The organism is Streptomyces sp. NPDC058751, from assembly GCF_042746485.1.
Taxonomy (GTDB): domain Bacteria; phylum Actinomycetota; class Actinomycetes; order Streptomycetales; family Streptomycetaceae; genus Streptomyces.
The window spans coordinates 30,964-46,423 of sequence record NZ_JBHYPZ010000032.1 but is presented as its reverse complement, the minus strand read 5'-3'; the positions used below and the strand labels follow the sequence as shown (position 1 = coordinate 46,423).

The window sequence follows — 15,460 nt, the reverse complement described above, 5'->3', positions numbered from 1 at the left end:
GGAACGGTCGACCGGTGCGACGGGAGCGCCTGGCCTCAGGCTGCGCTTATCCACCCTTGCTTGTCAACCCAGGGTGGATCACCCAGGGTGGTATACGCTGAGGGTGTGCGAGCAGATGAGAGCGGCTTCGAGGTTGAGCAGCAGCAAGGGGGGTGGACGGTTCGGATGTGGTGGCCTGCGGGGCCTGTGACTGGCGGCCCGCAGCGCATCACCATCGAGCCGGCCGTCGATGCGCCTGCGCGGGACGTGGCCCGCGGCATTTCCACGACCGTGCTGCGCAGGCTCGACCTCGCTGCGGCTCTGAACCTGGCCAAGATGGCGCCACAGGCTCAGAGTGTCTTGGGGGACACGACAAAGGTGCTCACTGAATCAGGGGAGACGGCCGGGCTTCTGCTGGCCAACGAGGGCGTTTCGGAGCACTACTTGGCTGTTCTCTCGTTCACCTACGCGTCCATGGCCGACATGGGGGCCGTGGCCCCCGTGGCGCGATTGGCGAAGCTGATCGGCCGCAAGCCGGAGACCATCAAGGACCACTTGAAGCGGGCTCGGCGGGAAGGCTACTTGGGAACGATCGCTGGAAAGGCCGGGGGAGAGCTGACCGGCAAGACGTCGAAGATCATTGAATCCATGTCGGCGTCGAAGAGGTAGCGGTTTCCGCGTAATACAAAGAACTTCATGGCTCACGGCCCCTGAGGCGACTCGGGGGTCTTCTGTTTCCGGAGGGGTGAGTCTTTTCCGGCCTCGCGGTGAAGCGCCGGTTGGTCCGTTTTCCAGGCGGGAAGCTCTTCGCCCTTGCGGCGGCGGTGCGGCATCACAAGTCCGGTGCCAGGATAGCCGCCGTCTGCGATGGTCGTGGTGTTGCCGACCGCGGCCTTCACGCCGGATTCGGCCCAAGCGCGGCAGTCGTTGCGGTTGCCGGGCAACGGCTTGCCGACCACCACAACGAGGCGGGTGTCGGCGTCGATGACTACCTGATGGTTGGTCGAGTAGCGATAGTTCTTCGACTGCTCGGCCACCTTGTGATCGCGGGCGGGGACCAAGGTGCCGTACACGATCAGCACGGTGTCCTTGGCGAACCGCCGGCGGGGCTGCAGGGCGAGCTTCGGTCCGAGGTCGCGGACCACCCGGTCGGCGGCCGACTTCGACACCCCGAACAACGGTGCCAGTTGTCGCATCGTCAGGTTGGTCCGTCAGTATGCCGCGACCAGCAGCACCCGGTCCTCCAGCGACAGCTTCCACGTGGGCATCGGCGCCCTCGCGGCGCAGCTGGACCACCAACTTGACGAACGCCCGTGAACTCAGCCCAGTGAACGGGGCTATCCAGGATGACTCCGACGCCGTAATCACACCAGTCACGGCCTGATCTTTCCAGCTCGTGACTGGTGTGATCGGGCGCCGCTTCGTGCAGATCTACTCTTCGTTGCTCAATCCTGCCGTTAGAGGGTCAGAGCGGCGGCGACTCGGGCCAGACGCGCGGCGGGCAAGGCGAAGCGGTTGGCGGGGTTGCGGAAGGAGTATCCGCCGTCGTTGATCGGGTAGCCACCCTCGGCCTTGGTCCAGTGCACGGGACCGCATGGCCCCTGATCTTCCAGGAGTGCCGCGGCAAGGCGCTCGGGCGCCTCGACTCGGGTGCGGGCGCGCAACGCCGCAGTCAGGCGCTCAATGGCGCCGTCCGGCACGGCGTCATCGCCCAGCACGGGTAGCAGGAGCAGCAGGCGGGCGTGAGCGTCATTGGTGCTGCCGCCGGGTAGACGATTGTCCGCCGCGGCGGTCAGCTCGGCCCAGGTCAGGCCGGGTCCCATGAAGTGCCCTTCGTCTTGCGCAAGGTGCTCGGCCCCGTCCCAGTCTGGGTGGTGCAGCAGGTAATCGATGCCCTTGTCCCCCTTGAAGGCTCGATACACCACGTACAGCCGATGGTCACCAGCGAGCGGCACCGTGAAAACGGGCCAGGCGTCGCCTCCCAGCAGCCGGGACTGCAAGGCTCCGGCCTCCTGCTCGTCCGTACTGCATACGAGCTCCTCGGCTTCCTCGCTCTCGGAGTAGTAGTTGTGCAGGTGGCCCAGCCAGAACAGGTGCTCGTCCAGGAGTTCGGGCTGGTGCTGAAAGGGGCCACCGTCATAGCCCGGGATCCGGGCCGGGGGTGCCTGCGGGCTGTTCGTCACGAGGCCATCATGTCTTCGGCTGCCTCACGAGTGACTGCCGGGTCCGATGCTTTGCGGGACAGCCCATAGTTGATGCAGTTCAGGGCGTATTGCCTGTGAAGCGCCCAGATCTGCGAAGGAACGAACCAAGTCCAGCGGATCGTGATGGCGCGGAACCTGCCGTAGTACGCCGCCCGCCGGCAGCAGAGGTGAGCAGAGGTGAGAGGCGCCCCGGGGTGCCTCTCGCCTTTCGCGTTTCCCGGGGTCGGTTTCGCGTTCCCCGGGGTCAGTCCTTCCTCATGCGGACCCACGTGAGACCGAACCCGTAGGCGCCGTCCATCTGCTCCTGGACCGAGTGCCGCGGGGTGCCCGTGAACCAGCGGACCTCGCGGCTGACCGTGAGGCCGCCCTCGGCGGGTGCGGCCAGGGCGACGGCGCAGCCCGTCGCTCCCTCGGGGGACTCGTCGAGGGCGATGCGGAAACCGCCGGACGGGGCGGTCACGGTGGCCGTGGCGCCCAGGCTCCGGAAATCCACGGCGCCGCTGTACACGTAGACGTGGAAGAGCAGCTGCCGGAAGAGCTCGCGCCGCGCCAGGTCCACCCGGACCGTCTCCCCGTCCGCGGACGCCCCGGTGCGGTCGTCCTGGTCGAGTGCCATGTACGGCCACCGCGACAGTGAGCCGAAGTTCCTCCCCAGCGGCTGTACGGCCGCGCAGGTGCCGTCCGTGAACGCGGCCATGCAGCCGAGGTCGAGGTCGGCACCGGTCCCCGGCGGCCGGTTCAGGTTCACCTGGAGGACCCCGCGCCCCGTGACGCGGGCCCGCGGCGCCGACCTGGTCAGCATCGTCTCGGCCCGCGCCGTGGGAGGCCGCGGCACCTCGCGGGCCGTCGGTGCCGCGCGCCGCGTGCCGGTTCCGGGCCGGGCGCCGGGCGCGGGCCCCAGGCGGATGGTCGCCCGTCGGCGTTCGTCGTTGCTCAACTTTTCCCCCTCGCGCCGCCGTCGGGGAGAGTGGCGGGTGCCGCGAGTTTATGCGCGGAGCGTGTCCGCTGGAGTACTCTCTGTGCCCTCGGTCGCGCGTCTGGTGCGTGCGAACCGGCGGGGGTACGGCGGTACGTGACACGGGTGGGGATCCATGGTCGCCGTCGACGCGCCCCCGCGAACGTCGTGTTGTGGGGGTGGGCATGCCGTCGGGCGCCCTGATGGACCGTCATGTCATCGCGCAGAGCATCGAGGAACTCGCCGGGCGGCCGGAGCTCGGAACCCGGAAGGAAGAGCTGGCCGCGCTCGCGGCGGCGCTCCGGAACCAGGACGCCGCCGAGCTCGACCCGTGGTCCGAGCTCGATCTCGTCGCCGCCTACGCCCGCCCGGAGAGCCTTCGCCCGCCCGGCGGCCGCGCCGGGGAGCACCCGCTCTGGTCCTACGCCGAAGGGGTGCTGGGCGCGCTGGTCTTCGTACCGCTGATGCTCACGTGGTACGGCCTGACCCGGGCGTCGAGCGCGTACGGAGCGCTGACGGGCGCGGATCCGCGGGCGGCCTCCCGGCCCTTCCTCCAGCTCTGGCAGTCCGGTTTCGAGGGGCACCTCACCGGCGCCTTCACGTTCGGCCACGTGGCGATGAGCGCCACCGTCGCCATCGCGCTGCTGTTCGCGCTGGTGCTCGTGCACGGGGTGCGGCGGTCCGCCCTCGCCCGCCGGGAGGAGGACGCGGGCCGCGGTCGCGAGGAACTGATGGCGGCGCTCGTCCCGGCGCTGACCCGCGCCCAGCTCGTGCTGAACGGGCGGCGGTCGAGTTCCCCGCGGCGCTTCGCCGCCGAACTCACCGAGGCCGCCGCGACGCTCGGGCGGCTGGGCGACAGGGCGGTCCGGGTCCAGAAGGACCTGACGGCGGCGGCCTCGACCGTCGGCGAGGCGGTCCAGGGCGCCGAACGCAGGCTGGCCGGGGTCGACACCGCCGTCAAGCCCCTGGAGGCCGCGGTGGGCCGTGTCGAGGCCGCCGTCAGTGACGGCGGGACGGGGGTCCGCAGGGCGCTCGACGAGGTCCGCGAGGCGAGCGGTGAGGTGCGGCTCGCCGTGCAGGGCGCCGGCGGCCGCGTCGAGGACTCCGTCACCGTGCTGGCCGCCTCCCAGCGGGCCTACGCCACCGGCATCGAGGTGACGTCGGACATCTCGGCCCAACTCCTGGACCGGTTCGGCGAGGTGGCCGAGGGCACGGCCCGCGCGGTCGAGGAGTCCCAGCACGCGGTGCGTGAACTGAACGCGCAGAGCGGCGCGTTGAGGCTGGTCGCCGACGAGTTCGCCCGGCTGGTGGCCGAGTTGCGCGCGGACCGCCAGGCGTACGCCGACCGGTCCGTCCAGGTGCCCGGGTCCGTCCAGGTGCCCCGGGCGGGCCAGGGGGGCCGGGCCGGGGCGGCGGGCGGTGGTCACGCCCACGGGCACAGCCGGTCCGCCGACGCGGGCCACGCCCCCTCCGCCGACGCGGGCCACGCTCCCGCGGACCCGCCCGGCACTCCCGTCGACCGGTTCCGTCCGCCCGTGGAGCAGGCCGACACCCCCGCCGACCGGACCGGTCGTCCCGCGGACCGGATCGATCACCCCGCGGACCCGCCCGGCACTCCCGCCGACCGCTCCGGCCTCCCGGCGCACAGGCCGGGTCCCCCCGCGTACAGGCCCGGCAATCCCGCCGACCGGGTCGGGCCTCCCGCCGACGACCCGGGGCGTGCGGGCCCCGGGCACCCCGGCCCCCGCCGTGAACCCCCGCAGCTCCCGCCCACGTCCCTGACCGAGGCCCGATGAAGCGCGGCGGAAGGTTCCAGCCGCTGCACATGGCCGGCTGGCTGTTCGCGGACATGCTGCTCGTCCTCGCCCTGGTGGCCATGGGGGACCAGGGCGACCCGCAGGCCGCCGAGAAGCGGCCGGCCGCCTCGTCCTCCGCCCCGGCCGACGGGAAGGAACCCCGGCACACCGGCCCCCGGGCGGTGGTCCGCACCCCGGTCGAGGTCGCCGTCGACGCGGCCGAGGGCGACGACGACGGCATCGTGCGGGCCCTGCGCGACGCGACCGCGCGCTACCGGGGCCGGCAGGCGGCCTTCGTGCTGACCTTCGGACGCCACACCGACCCGGGCGCCGGCGGCCGCTACGCCCACGAGGTCAACGCCCTGCTGGAGAAGGCCCGTCCGGACATGTTCCGCGCCGCCACCACCCGCGACTTCTGGAAAGGCGGAGCCTCCCCGGGCCACGCCGACATCGAGATCTACTTCTACACGTACTGACCCGGAGGTACGAGACCTTGCAGATCCTGCCCTTCTACCTGCTCTGCGACGAGTCCGGGTCGATGATCGGCGAACCGATCGACGCCATCAACGGCGCGCTCCCGGACCTGCACCACGAGATCAGCACCAACCCGACCGTCGCCGACAAGACGCGCTTCTGCCTGATCGGCTTCTCCGACAGCGCCACCGTGCTCCAGCCGCTCGTCGACCTCAGCGACATCGACTCGGTCCCGGCGCTCGCCGCGGGCGGGCTCACCTCGTACGGCGACGCGTTCCGCACCCTGCTGCGCTGCGTCGAGGCCGACGTGGCGGCACTGAAGGCGGAGGGCCACGAGGTGTACCGCCCCGTGGTCTTCTTCCTCTCGGACGGCATTCCCACCGACCCGGACTGGGACCAGGCGTACAAGGAGGTCACCCAGTCCCGGTTCTGCCCGAAGATCATCGCCTTCGGCATCGGCGAGGCCCAGGAGTCGACGATCGCACGGGTCGCGAACTTCCGGGCCTTCATGCAGAAGGACTCCTCGGTGTCACCGGCGCAGGCGCTGCGCGAGTTCGCCTCCAGCCTCACCCGGTCGATCGTCCGGTCCGCCGGGAGCATCGGCGCGGACGGCGGCAACGGATTCACGCTGGCCGTGGACGACACCGTGCCCGGTTTCTCCATCGTCTCTCTCGACAAGCTGTGAGGTCGCACCGATGGAGAACGACATGAACGCCGCCGGACCCTCCCGGACGGGCCCGCGGCAGCCCGACACGCGCATGCCCGGGACGCGGGAGCAGGACGGGAGCGAGGAGTACGGAAGCAAGGAGTACGGGGGCCGCAAGCGGGGACCGGACGCCCGGCAGCCGGACACGAGGCAGCCGGACGGGTGCCGACAGGACGTGGGACGGCAGGACGCGGGGCGGGCGGAGCCCAGCTGGCCGGACGCGCGGGAGCCCGACCCGCTGGACGAGACCTGGCAGAGCGTCGACCTGTTCTTCAACGACCAGCCGGAGCCCGCCGTGCCCGGGACCTCCGCGGCACAACCGGCCGGGCCGCCCCCGCTGTCCTACGGGCCCGCCCCGCAGCCGTCGCCCCCCGCCCCCACGGCGTACGCGCCGACGCCGACGTTCCCCACGGGCGGTTTCGTGCAGCAGCCGATGCCGCACCCGTCGCAGCAAGCCCCCGTACACCTGTCGCCACACACCCCGGCACAGCCGTCCCCGCACGCCCCCGTACACCCGTCGCCGCACGGCTCCCCGCACCCGTCGCCCCCGCGCGCCGCCACGCCCCCCGAGCCCGGCCCCCCGCCCGTCCCCGCCCCCGTCTCCACGTCCCTCCCCGCCTCCGACGAGCCCGCGGCGCGGGCCGTGGCCGTGCCGGTGCTCGGCGCGCCCCGCCACTCCGGCCCCAAACCCCCGCTGTACGCCCCGGAGCCCAGGGAGCTCCCCTCGGTCCGGGAGGACCCGACCGCGGCGCTGACGCCCGACATGGTGGTGGACGGCGCCGGCTACGGCGCTCTGACGGTGCGGGCGGCCTCGGTGCGCGGCGACTCGCACCGCTACCAGGGCGAGCCGCGCCAGGACTCCCTCGCCGTGGTGCGCCTCGGACCGTCCGGCCCGGACGGGCTGCTGCTGCTCGCGGTGGCGGACGGCGTGGGGTCGGCGGCCCGCTCGCACGTCGGCTCCCAGGAGGCGTGCCGGCTCGCGGCCATGGAACTGGACGCCGTGTCCGCGGACCTCTCGGAGACCGTGCGGACGGGCGACCAGCCGGGGTTCGCCACCCTGGTGGACACCGCCGTGGGCCGGGTCGCGACCCTGCTCGCGCACCGCGCCCGCGAACACGGCGACGACCCCGCCGCGTACGCCACCACCCTGCGCGCCCTGCTCGTACCGCTCGACCCCCGGGTGCGCACCCGCGGCTTCCTGGCCGTCGGCGACGGCGGTACGGCGCTGCTGCGCGCCGGGGAGTGGAACCTGTCCCTCACGGACCCCGAGCACGAGGGCGACGGAATGATCGACACGCGCACCGCCGCCCTCCCGCACGGCCACCGCGCCCGCGCCCTGCTCCTCGGCCCAGCGCTGCCCGGTGACGTCCTCGTGCTGTGCACGGACGGCCTGTCCACCCCGCTCGCCGGCGACGCGGGGATGCGGGACTTCCTGGGGTCGGGCTGGGGGCGGGGGACCGCGCCGGCACCGGCCGACTTCCTGTGGCAGCTCCAGTACCGGGTGAAGTCGTACGACGACGACCGCACCGCCGTCGTCCTGTGGGAGGCCGTGCCGTGAGCGCCGACGACGGCGCGGACGTGACGCTCGGCTCGCTCGCCCTCGGCGCGCGCGTCGGCGACGGTGGCCAGGGCGAGGTGTGGGACGTCGCCGGTCCCGGCCGGCTGCTGTACAAGAGCTACCGCGAGCCGGGGAAGGCGGACGGCGGGGAGCTCGCGGCGCTCGTGGCCCTGCGCCAGCAGCTCGCCCCGGCCGACCGCGAGCGCCTGGACCGGGAGACGGCGTGGCCGCTGTGCCGGGTCGTGGACGGCGGCAGGGCGACCGGCTTCCTGATGCGCCGCGCGCCGGACTCCATGACCTGGCGGACCTCGCGCGCCGAGACCCGGCTGACCGACCTGTCCTATCTGCTCCGGCCGCCGAGGGCGGCCTGGCAGGCGGTCGCGCAGCCCTCGCCGGCCGAGCGGTTCGCGCTGGTCGTCGCCGTGCTCGGGCTCTTCCGGTGGCTGCACACCCTGGGGCTCGTCGTCGGCGATGTGTCCCACGCGAACGTGCTGTGGACCGTCCGGCCCGCGCCCGGCCCGTATCTCCTGGACTGCGACGGCGTACGCATGGCCGGGCGGCCCCCGGTCCTGGAACAGGCGGACACCCCCGACTGGCACGACCCGCTGGCCGCCGCCGGCACCGCCACGGTGGACAGCGACCGCTACAAGGCGGCGCTGGTGGTGGGCCGTGTCGTGAGCCAGGACCCGTACGTGACGCCCGGCGAGCCGCTGCGGCCGCTGTCCGGCGTCCTCGACGACCGGCGGGCCGACGCGGTCCGGGGCCTCTGGGAGGAGGCGTCGGGCCCCCGGGGCACCCGTCCCCACCTGGCCCAGTGGTGCACGGCCCTCGCGGGGCGCGACACCATCCGTCTCATGGCCGCGGAACCGGCCCCGAGGCCCGTCGTCGACCGCTCGAAGTTCGACGGCCCGCGCACCCGGGGCCGCATCACCCTGCGGACCCTGCGCAACTGACCCGCCGGCCCCGCCGGGAAGCGGTGCGGGCCGCCGGTGACCTGTGCGGTGCCGGGCGGGGGCGCCGGCGGCGGGCGGCCGAGGAGACGGCCGGGCCGCCGTCGCCGGCGGCCCGTGGCGGGTCAGTTGCCGGTCACCGTGACCTTCTCGTCGTTCTTGAGCTCGTTCACCAGCGTCTTCACCTTCGCCTTGTCCCAGACGAGGTTGCCGCCGACGGAACCGGAGATCGGCATGTTCATGGACGTGCCGTCGCCGCCGGTGACGCCCTTCATGGCCCAGAACATGTCGGCCAGGTCCCACAGGCTCATGTCCTCGTCGACGACCAGCGAGTCCAGGCCCGCGCCCATCGTCGGGTAGAGCTTGAACGGGTTCAGGACCGTCGAGGGGGTCGCGACCTGGTGGGCCAGGGCGGCCAGGAACTTCTGCTGGTTCTTGGTGCGATCCAGGTCCGAGGCCGCGAGGGCGTACCGGGTCCGGACGAAGGCGAGGGCCTGCTCGCCGTTCAGCGTCTGCTTGCCCGCCTTGAAATCGGCGCCGGAGTACTTGTCCTTGAAGCCCTTGTCGAGGGTCATCTCGACACCGCCGACGGCGTCGACGATGTTCGCGAACCCGCCGAAGCCGATCTCCACGTAGTGGTCTATGCGCAGACCGGTGTTGGCCTCGACGGTGCGCACGAGCAGCTCGGGGCCGTCCATGGCGTAGGCCGCGTTCAGCTTCGTGTGCCTGCCGGTGGACTGGTACGTCTTGCCGGACTCGGAACCCTTGAACGTGGGGATCACGACGTCCGAGTCACGCGGCAGCGAGATCAGCGCCGAGCCGTTGTCACCGGTGTGCAGGATCATCATCGAGTCGGTGCGCTTGCCCTGGGCGGAGCCGGTGTGGAGCTTCTTCTTCTCCTCGTCGGACATGCCGGCGCGGCTGTCGGAACCGACGATCAGGTAGTTCGTGCCCTCGCCGGTCTCCGGCCGGTCTATGACCTTGGAGAGATCCACGTCACGGTTGAGCTTGGAGTCGGCCCAGAAGTACGTGCCGACGGAGACCACGACCAGGGTGGTGACCAGCGTGATCGCGGTCCACTTGATCCGGCGCCGCCAGTCCGGCGCGGGGCGCTGCGGGTAGCCGCCGTCGCCGCCGGGTCCCTGCGGGCCGCCGGGCGGGTTCCCGTACACCTGGCCGGTGTTGTAGCCGGAGTCGTAACCCTGGCCCTCGTCGTGGCCCTGGCCGTCGACGTACGAGGGCTGCCGGGGCACACCGGCGCCGTACGGCGGAGCGCCCTGGCCCGGGGCGGCGGGCCCACGGCGGACCTGGCGCATGACGCGGGCGCTCTCAGGCTGTGCGCCTGCGCTTCCGCGTCCGTAGCGGTTGCTGCGGTTCTCGTCGGTCCGCCCGTCGGGCCAGTCATTCATGCGGACCAGTTTGCCGCCCCCCACCAGGAGCCTTACAAGAGAGCGGGGAGATCTGGGTCACGCCTGTTGCAGAGCTGATGCAAAGAGGCTGCCGCGCGCCCGGCATAAGGTGGAGGACATGACAGAACAGGCCCCCAACCCGGAAAACGACATCCCGGGCAAGCCGACCTCCGCGTCCCGTACCACCCTCAGCCACATCATGACCCACAACGACACGAACCTCCTGGGGTCGGTGCACGGTGGCGTGATCATGAAGCTCGTCGACGACGCGGCGGGCGCCGTGGCGGGGCGGCACTCCGGGGGACCCGCCGTCACCGCCTCGATGGACGAGATGGCCTTCCTCGAACCCGTCCGCGTGGGCGACCTGGTCCATGTGAAGGCCCAGGTCAACTGGACGGGGCGGACCTCGATGGAGGTCGGCGTGCGGGTCCTGGCCGAGCGCTGGAACGAGTCCACCCCGCCTCAGCAGGTCGGTTCGGCCTACCTCGTCTTCGCCGCCGTCGACGCCGACGGCAAGCCCCGCCGGGTGCCGCCGGTCATCACCGAGACCGAGCGGGACGAGCGCCGCTTCCAGGAGGCGCAGATCCGCCGCACCCACCGGCTGGCCCGCCGCCGCGCGATCATGGAACTCCGCGAGAAGCGCGCGGCGGAGGGCCTCGACGACTAGTGCCTGCTGCGGCACCAGCACCCGCCGTTCGGCTCGGGGCGGTTCCGGCGGCCGGGCCGGGAACGCTCCGCCGGCGGCCGGGTCAGGGGCAGACCACCTGGTCCCCCGTCACCACCCCGGGCCCGCCCTGGGTGGGATCCTCGGCCCGTACCCGGGTCACCCGCTTGAAGTCGGCACCGGCGATCACCTTCAGCAGGGGACCCCGCCCGGGGACGGCGCGCATCTCGGAGCCGGGCAGGGCGGCGGCGAGGGACTTCGCCGAGCGGTCCCAGCGGGGGTCGTACGCGATGACGGTGCGCCGGATCGTCGCGCCATGGCCCGTCGTGGGCCGGCCCGTGGTCCGGAACCCGGTGGCGGCGAGCGCGCCGTCGACCCGCTTGCCGAGACCCGCCGTGGAGGTCCCGTTCTCGATCTGGACCCGGATCTGCTGCGGGGCCACCGCGACCTGGACGGCCCGCGGGCGCGGTGCCCGGGGCGCCGCGAGCGGCTTGTCCTCGCGCAGCTCCCGGAACAGCTTCCTGGCCTTCGGCCCGTCCCATTTGAGGGTGGAGCCGATGCCCTTGACGGGGTAGGCCATCTGTCCGATCGGCACGGTGGTGAACTCGGACGAGGACGGGGAGAAGTTCCGCATCGCCCGCCCCAGGTCCAGCATCTCGTCCGTGCCGAACCCCTTGTCGGCCCGCACCGAGCCCAGCACGGCCCGTGTCACGTCCCGGAACCTCATCGGGTTCAGCAGCACCCCGGACGACGTGGCCCGGGAGACGAGAGAGGCCAGGAAGCGCTGCTGACGTCTCATCCGGCCGAGGTCGGAGGAGCCGTCGGTGTGCCGGGAGCGCACGTACTGCAGGGCCTGGCCGCCGCGCAGCAGATGCGTGCCGGCCGCCAGGTCGAGACCGGTGTACCGGTCCTTCAGCGGCTGCGCGGTGCAGATCCGGACGCCCCCGAGCACGTCGACCGTCTTCATGAAGCTGGTGAAGTCGACCTCCAGGTAGTGGTCGATCTTCACGTGGGTCATCTTCTCGACGGTCCGCACGGTCAGGGGCGGGCCGCCCTCCGCGTACGCCGCGTTCAGTTTGAGGGGGTGCGGGGGGTGCCGTCTGCCGGTGACCGCGTCGGTGTGCGCGGGTGCCTCGGCGTAGGAGTCGCGCGGCAGGCTGACGATGCTGGCGCGCTCCCGGTCCTCCGAGATGTGCACGATCATGACCGTGTCGGTGCAGCGGCAGGGCGCGCCGCCGAGCCGGTACCTCCGCCGTTCCGCCTCGCCGACCTTCTCCCGGCCGTCGGTGCCCACCATCAGCAGGTTCATGCCGTGCCCGCCCTCGGGCCGGTTCTTCATGTCCCTGAACGGGTCGACCCGGGCGATGTCCGCGTCCAGGCCGTTCAGCACCGCGTGCCCGATGCCCGCCGAGGCGAGGACCACCACGGAGAGGGTGGTCAGCGCCCGCACGGCCCAGCGCGGCCTCCTGCGCCGTACGGGGCGCACCGGCCGTCCGCCGGAGCGCCGGGCGGGCCGCCGCGCGGGAGACGGCTGCGGAGGGCGCTGAGGGCGGACGGGGGAGCGGGGCGGCGTGGGCAAGGGGAACACCTCCGCGAGGCTGGACGGGGGAGGGAAGCGTTCCGCGGGCCGGACGGAGCCGCGTCCCGCTGGGCAGGGGGATCCGTGAGCACGGTAGGCCCATACGATCTGCGGCCCGGCCCTTACGCCGGGCGGCGCGCGACCGTGTCCCCCGTTCGCGGTAACGTGAGCTCCGATGAGCGAGAAGTCTGACGTGCGGTTCCCCGCCGTATCTGTGATCATGCCCGTCCTCAATGAGGAGCGGCATCTGCGCGGGGCCGTCCAAGCGATCCTGGAGCAGCGGTACGAGGGCGAGATGGAGGTCGTGATCGCGCTCGGTCCCTCCACGGACCGGACGGACGAGATCGCGGCCGAACTCGTCCGCGAGGACCCGAGGGTCCACACGGTGCCGAACCCGACCGGCCGTACGCCCGCGGCGCTGAACGCCGCGATCAAGGCGTCCCGGCACCCCGTCGTCGTGCGGGTCGACGGTCACGGCATGCTCTCCCCGAACTACATCGCCACCGCGGTGCGGCTCCTGGAGGAGACCGGCGCGCAGAACGTCGGCGGCATCATGCACGCCGAGGGCGAGAACGACTGGGAGCACGCCGTCGCCGCCGCCATGACGTCGAAGATCGGCGTGGGCAACGCCGCCTTCCACACGGGCGGTGAGGCGGGCCGGGCGGAGACCGTGTACCTCGGGGTGTTCCGGCGCGAGGCGCTGGAGCAGCAGGGCGGCTACAACGAGGAGTTCATCCGCGCCCAGGACTGGGAGCTGAACTTCCGCATCCGTGAGGCCGGCGGGCTCATCTGGTTCTCGCCCGAGCTGAAGGTGTCGTACCGTCCGAGGCCGTCCGTCAAGGCGCTCGCCAAGCAGTACAAGGACTACGGCCGCTGGCGGCACGTCGTCGCCCGCTACCACGAGGGCTCCATCAACCTGCGCTACCTCGCCCCGCCGACCGCCGTCTGCGCGATCGCGGCGGGCGTGGTCGTCGGCGCGGCGCTGACGCCCTGGGGGTTCGTCGTCCCGGCCGGTTACCTCGCGGCCATCGGGCTCGGCTCGCTGCCCGCGGGCAAGGGCCTGCCGGCGAAGGCCCGCCTGCAGATCCCCGTGGCCCTCGCGACGATGCACATGTCGTGGGGCTGGGGCTTCCTCACCAGCCCGAAGGCGCTGGCGAGGAAGGTCATCGCGTCGCGGCGTCCCGCGGTCCTCAGCGGCTCGAACTGAGCCCGTCCCGGCCGCGGGGGTCCGCGGCCGGGTGCCCTCGGCGCAAAGCGGTGGGGCCCCTCCCGGAATCCGGGAGGGGCCCCACCGCTTTGCGGCCTTCGGCCTGTCCTACGACCAGGTGTAGTGCGGGTCGACGTGCATGCAGGCTTCGGTGTCCGAGCCCTTGTCGAGCTTCGCGGACTCGGGAGCCGAGTCGTCCTCCTCGGGCGCCTCGTACGTCGTGCCGTCCCGCCAGTCGGCGCCGACGACGAGCGTGACCCCGGAGACGTCCGCCGACTTCTCCACCGCGTGCGTCGACATCCCGAGGGCCTTGGCGACCCGCAGGGCGTCACCCTCCAGATCGGCGCTCGGGTAGCGGATCACCGTGGCCTCCTCGGCGGACGTCGTCGACGGGTCGGCCTTCGCCTGCGTGAACCCCTCGCCGACGAGCAGTTCGCCCACCGCGCTCGCGCGTCCGGGCACCGGGGCGAGCGTGCTGGTGCGGGTGCCGTTGCGCACCAGCACCGCGATCTTGTCGTCGTCCGCCGCCGGGTCCGAGGAGGTCTTCTCCGCGGGCTTCTTCTTGTCCGCGCCGTCCAGCGCGATGTCCTCGCGCAGCAGTCGCCAGACCTTGTCCGCGTCCGTCGGCTTGGGCAGCACGCGGTTGCCGTCGCTGGAGTACACCCACGGCATGGTGGTCATGGTGATGCGCTTGGTCGGGACCTTCTTCAGTTCCTTGCTGAGGTCGTAGAGCTTGGTGACCGAGCCCAGGCCCTGGTCGACGGTCAGCGCGCTGGTCGCCGTCTCCGCGAGGCCGCGCAGCTTGCCCGGGTTGCTCAGCGTGGCGTTCTCCCGGAGCTGGCGCACCATCGAGTTCATGTACTGGTGCTGCGCCTTGGTCCGGCCGATGTCGCTGCCGTCCTCGAAGCCGTACCGCGTGCGCAGCCACTGCAGGGCCTGCTCGCCCTTGATGGACGTCGTGCCCTCTTCGAGCTTCAGTCCGGAGCCGTGACCGGTGGAGGTGTGCGAGTAGATGTTGGCGTCCACGCAGACGGGGACGCCGCCGATCGCGTCGGCCATCGACACCACACCCGCGAAGTCGACCATGATGAAGTGGTCGATGTGGATGTCGGTCAGCTTCTCCCAGGTCGCGACCGTGCAGCCGGGGCCGCCGCGGCCCAGCGAGTCGTTCGTCATGGTCAGTGACGTGCTGCCGGTGTAGGTCTTCCCGGTTTCCGGGTCGGTGCAGTTGGGTATCCGGAGCAGGGTGTCGCGCGGCATGCTCACGACCGACATGTTGGTGCGGTCCGCGGACAGGTGCAGCAGCATCTGGACGTCCGCCCGGGGCGGAGCGCCGAAGGTGTCCCTCGCGCCGCCGAGCTTCTGGTTCTCGGTGGAGTTCCGGGCGTCCGAACCGATCAGCAGGATGTTCAGCGGGGTCTGGCCCGCCGCGTTCGGTTTCGTCTTCGCGGCGCGGTCCTTCGCGTCGCCGATGTTCAGGTCGTCCTGCTTGAGGTTGTTGTTCAGGTGCCGGTAGTAGAGGTAGCCCGCCCCGGCGGTGCCGAGTATCAGGACCGACAGGACCAGCGCCGACCAGCGCAGTATGCGGCGTCTGCGCCGGGGACGGCCCGGGGTCCCGTGCCGTCCGTCGTCGCCGTCGTCCGGGCCCTTGCCCTGCGGGCCGGGCGGCACGGTGTCACCGCCGGGCCGGGCGTCGTCACCGTCGGGCCGGGCGCGGCCGCCGTCCGCCGTCCGGACGGACTCGCCGTCCTCGTCGTACATGCTGTCGTCCCAGCCCAGTTCGCCGGCCTGCGGGACACGTGACCGTGCTCCCTCCCCGCGCACACTGCTTTGCGGCATCTCCCAGCCTCTCCCCACCCTGCGCCTGACGAACGGGCCCGTCGGGGGGGGGGGGGGGGGGCGGGGCGCGGCGCGGGGGGCGCCGCCCCCCCCCCCCCCCGCCGCCGGGGCGGCGCCGACCAGGACGCAGAAGACACCGC

Annotated in this window: 13 protein-coding genes and 1 pseudogene; 8 read left to right on the top strand and 6 right to left on the bottom strand. The window is 72.5% G+C overall.

The genetic code is table 11. From position 1 onward, the window contains the following. The first annotated feature begins 105 nt into the window (after positions 1-105). A complete protein-coding gene (locus ACFW6B_RS27105; RefSeq protein ID WP_386599715.1) occupies positions 106-648 on the top strand; it encodes a hypothetical protein in 543 nt (180 codons plus the stop codon). 92 nt (positions 649-740) lie between these two features. On the opposite strand, the pseudogene ACFW6B_RS27100 reads toward ACFW6B_RS27105, so the two are convergent. The 3 genes and pseudogenes from ACFW6B_RS27100 to ACFW6B_RS27090 all read right to left on the bottom strand — a co-directional run. Beyond that, a pseudogene (locus tag ACFW6B_RS27100) lies at positions 741-1,356 on the bottom strand (transposase family protein); the annotation flags it as partial. Between the two features lie 80 nt (positions 1,357-1,436). Further along, positions 1,437-2,162, bottom strand: coding sequence for a hypothetical protein (locus ACFW6B_RS27095; protein ID WP_386599713.1), 726 nt, complete (start codon positions 2,160-2,162; stop codon positions 1,437-1,439). 265 nt (positions 2,163-2,427) lie between these two features. Continuing rightward, entirely contained in the window at positions 2,428-3,120 is a 693-nt protein-coding gene (locus ACFW6B_RS27090) for a tellurium resistance protein (RefSeq protein WP_386599711.1), read from the bottom strand. Positions 3,121-3,323: 203 nt separating this feature from the next. On the opposite strand from ACFW6B_RS27090, the gene ACFW6B_RS27085 reads away from it, so the two are divergent. From ACFW6B_RS27085 to ACFW6B_RS27065, 5 genes are read left to right on the top strand one after another with little or no spacing between them, the layout of a single operon-like run. After that, a complete protein-coding gene (locus ACFW6B_RS27085) occupies positions 3,324-4,934 on the top strand; it encodes a methyl-accepting chemotaxis protein (RefSeq protein ID WP_386599709.1) in 1,611 nt (536 codons plus the stop codon). After that, entirely contained in the window at positions 4,931-5,410 is a 480-nt protein-coding gene (locus ACFW6B_RS27080) for a hypothetical protein (protein ID WP_386599706.1), read from the top strand. The genes ACFW6B_RS27085 and ACFW6B_RS27080 overlap by 4 nt, the downstream gene beginning before the upstream one ends. Before the next feature lie 17 nt (positions 5,411-5,427). Further along, positions 5,428-6,093: a VWA domain-containing protein gene (locus ACFW6B_RS27075; RefSeq protein WP_386599704.1), complete on the top strand. Its 666-nt coding sequence runs from the start codon at positions 5,428-5,430 to the stop codon at positions 6,091-6,093. Positions 6,094-6,103: 10 nt separating this feature from the next. Beyond that, a complete protein-coding gene (locus ACFW6B_RS27070) occupies positions 6,104-7,672 on the top strand; it encodes a PP2C family serine/threonine-protein phosphatase (RefSeq protein ID WP_386599702.1) in 1,569 nt (522 codons plus the stop codon). Further along, a complete protein-coding gene (locus tag ACFW6B_RS27065; RefSeq protein ID WP_386599700.1) occupies positions 7,669-8,625 on the top strand; it encodes a hypothetical protein in 957 nt (318 codons plus the stop codon). The genes ACFW6B_RS27070 and ACFW6B_RS27065 overlap by 4 nt, the downstream gene beginning before the upstream one ends. A 122-nt stretch (positions 8,626-8,747) precedes the next feature. On the opposite strand, the gene ACFW6B_RS27060 is transcribed toward ACFW6B_RS27065, so the two are convergent. Next, on the bottom strand, positions 8,748-10,031 hold the full coding sequence (locus ACFW6B_RS27060) for an LCP family protein (RefSeq protein ID WP_386599698.1): 1,284 nt from the start codon (positions 10,029-10,031) through the stop codon (positions 8,748-8,750). Positions 10,032-10,149: 118 nt separating this feature from the next. On the opposite strand from ACFW6B_RS27060, the gene ACFW6B_RS27055 reads away from it, so the two are divergent. Beyond that, the gene (locus ACFW6B_RS27055) at positions 10,150-10,698 is read left to right on the top strand and encodes an acyl-CoA thioesterase (RefSeq protein ID WP_386599696.1); all 549 of its coding nucleotides are present in this window, start codon (positions 10,150-10,152) and stop codon (positions 10,696-10,698) included. Positions 10,699-10,780: 82 nt separating this feature from the next. Here ACFW6B_RS27055 and ACFW6B_RS27050 read toward each other — a convergent pair whose 3' ends face one another. Next, a complete protein-coding gene (locus ACFW6B_RS27050) occupies positions 10,781-12,274 on the bottom strand; it encodes an LCP family protein (protein ID WP_386599694.1) in 1,494 nt (497 codons plus the stop codon). Positions 12,275-12,449: 175 nt separating this feature from the next. On the opposite strand from ACFW6B_RS27050, the gene ACFW6B_RS27045 reads away from it, so the two are divergent. Next, the gene (locus tag ACFW6B_RS27045) at positions 12,450-13,481 is read left to right on the top strand and encodes a glycosyltransferase family 2 protein (protein WP_386599692.1); all 1,032 of its coding nucleotides are present in this window, start codon (positions 12,450-12,452) and stop codon (positions 13,479-13,481) included. A gap of 108 nt (positions 13,482-13,589) precedes the next feature. Here the strand turns inward: ACFW6B_RS27045 and ACFW6B_RS27040 are convergent, their stop codons facing one another. Further along, positions 13,590-15,320 (bottom strand): LCP family protein, encoded by a 1,731-nt coding sequence (locus tag ACFW6B_RS27040; protein WP_386599689.1) that lies wholly within the window; start codon positions 15,318-15,320, stop codon positions 13,590-13,592. Positions 15,321-15,460 lie beyond the last annotated feature (140 nt).

What these genes read in the sequence shown, in the direction of transcription:
- ACFW6B_RS27040 (WP_386599689.1), bottom strand. Translation starts at nt 15,320, where the DNA reads ATGCCGCAAAGCAGTGTGCGCGGGGAGGGAGCACGGTCACGTGTCCCG.
- ACFW6B_RS27045 (WP_386599692.1), top strand. Translation starts at nt 12,450, where the DNA reads ATGAGCGAGAAGTCTGACGTGCGGTTCCCCGCCGTATCTGTGATCATG.
- ACFW6B_RS27085 (WP_386599709.1), top strand. Translation starts at nt 3,324, where the DNA reads ATGCCGTCGGGCGCCCTGATGGACCGTCATGTCATCGCGCAGAGCATC.
- ACFW6B_RS27060 (WP_386599698.1), bottom strand. Translation starts at nt 10,031, where the DNA reads ATGAATGACTGGCCCGACGGGCGGACCGACGAGAACCGCAGCAACCGC.
- ACFW6B_RS27070 (WP_386599702.1), top strand. Translation starts at nt 6,104, where the DNA reads ATGGAGAACGACATGAACGCCGCCGGACCCTCCCGGACGGGCCCGCGG.
- ACFW6B_RS27055 (WP_386599696.1), top strand. Translation starts at nt 10,150, where the DNA reads ATGACAGAACAGGCCCCCAACCCGGAAAACGACATCCCGGGCAAGCCG.
- ACFW6B_RS27080 (WP_386599706.1), top strand. Translation starts at nt 4,931, where the DNA reads ATGAAGCGCGGCGGAAGGTTCCAGCCGCTGCACATGGCCGGCTGGCTG.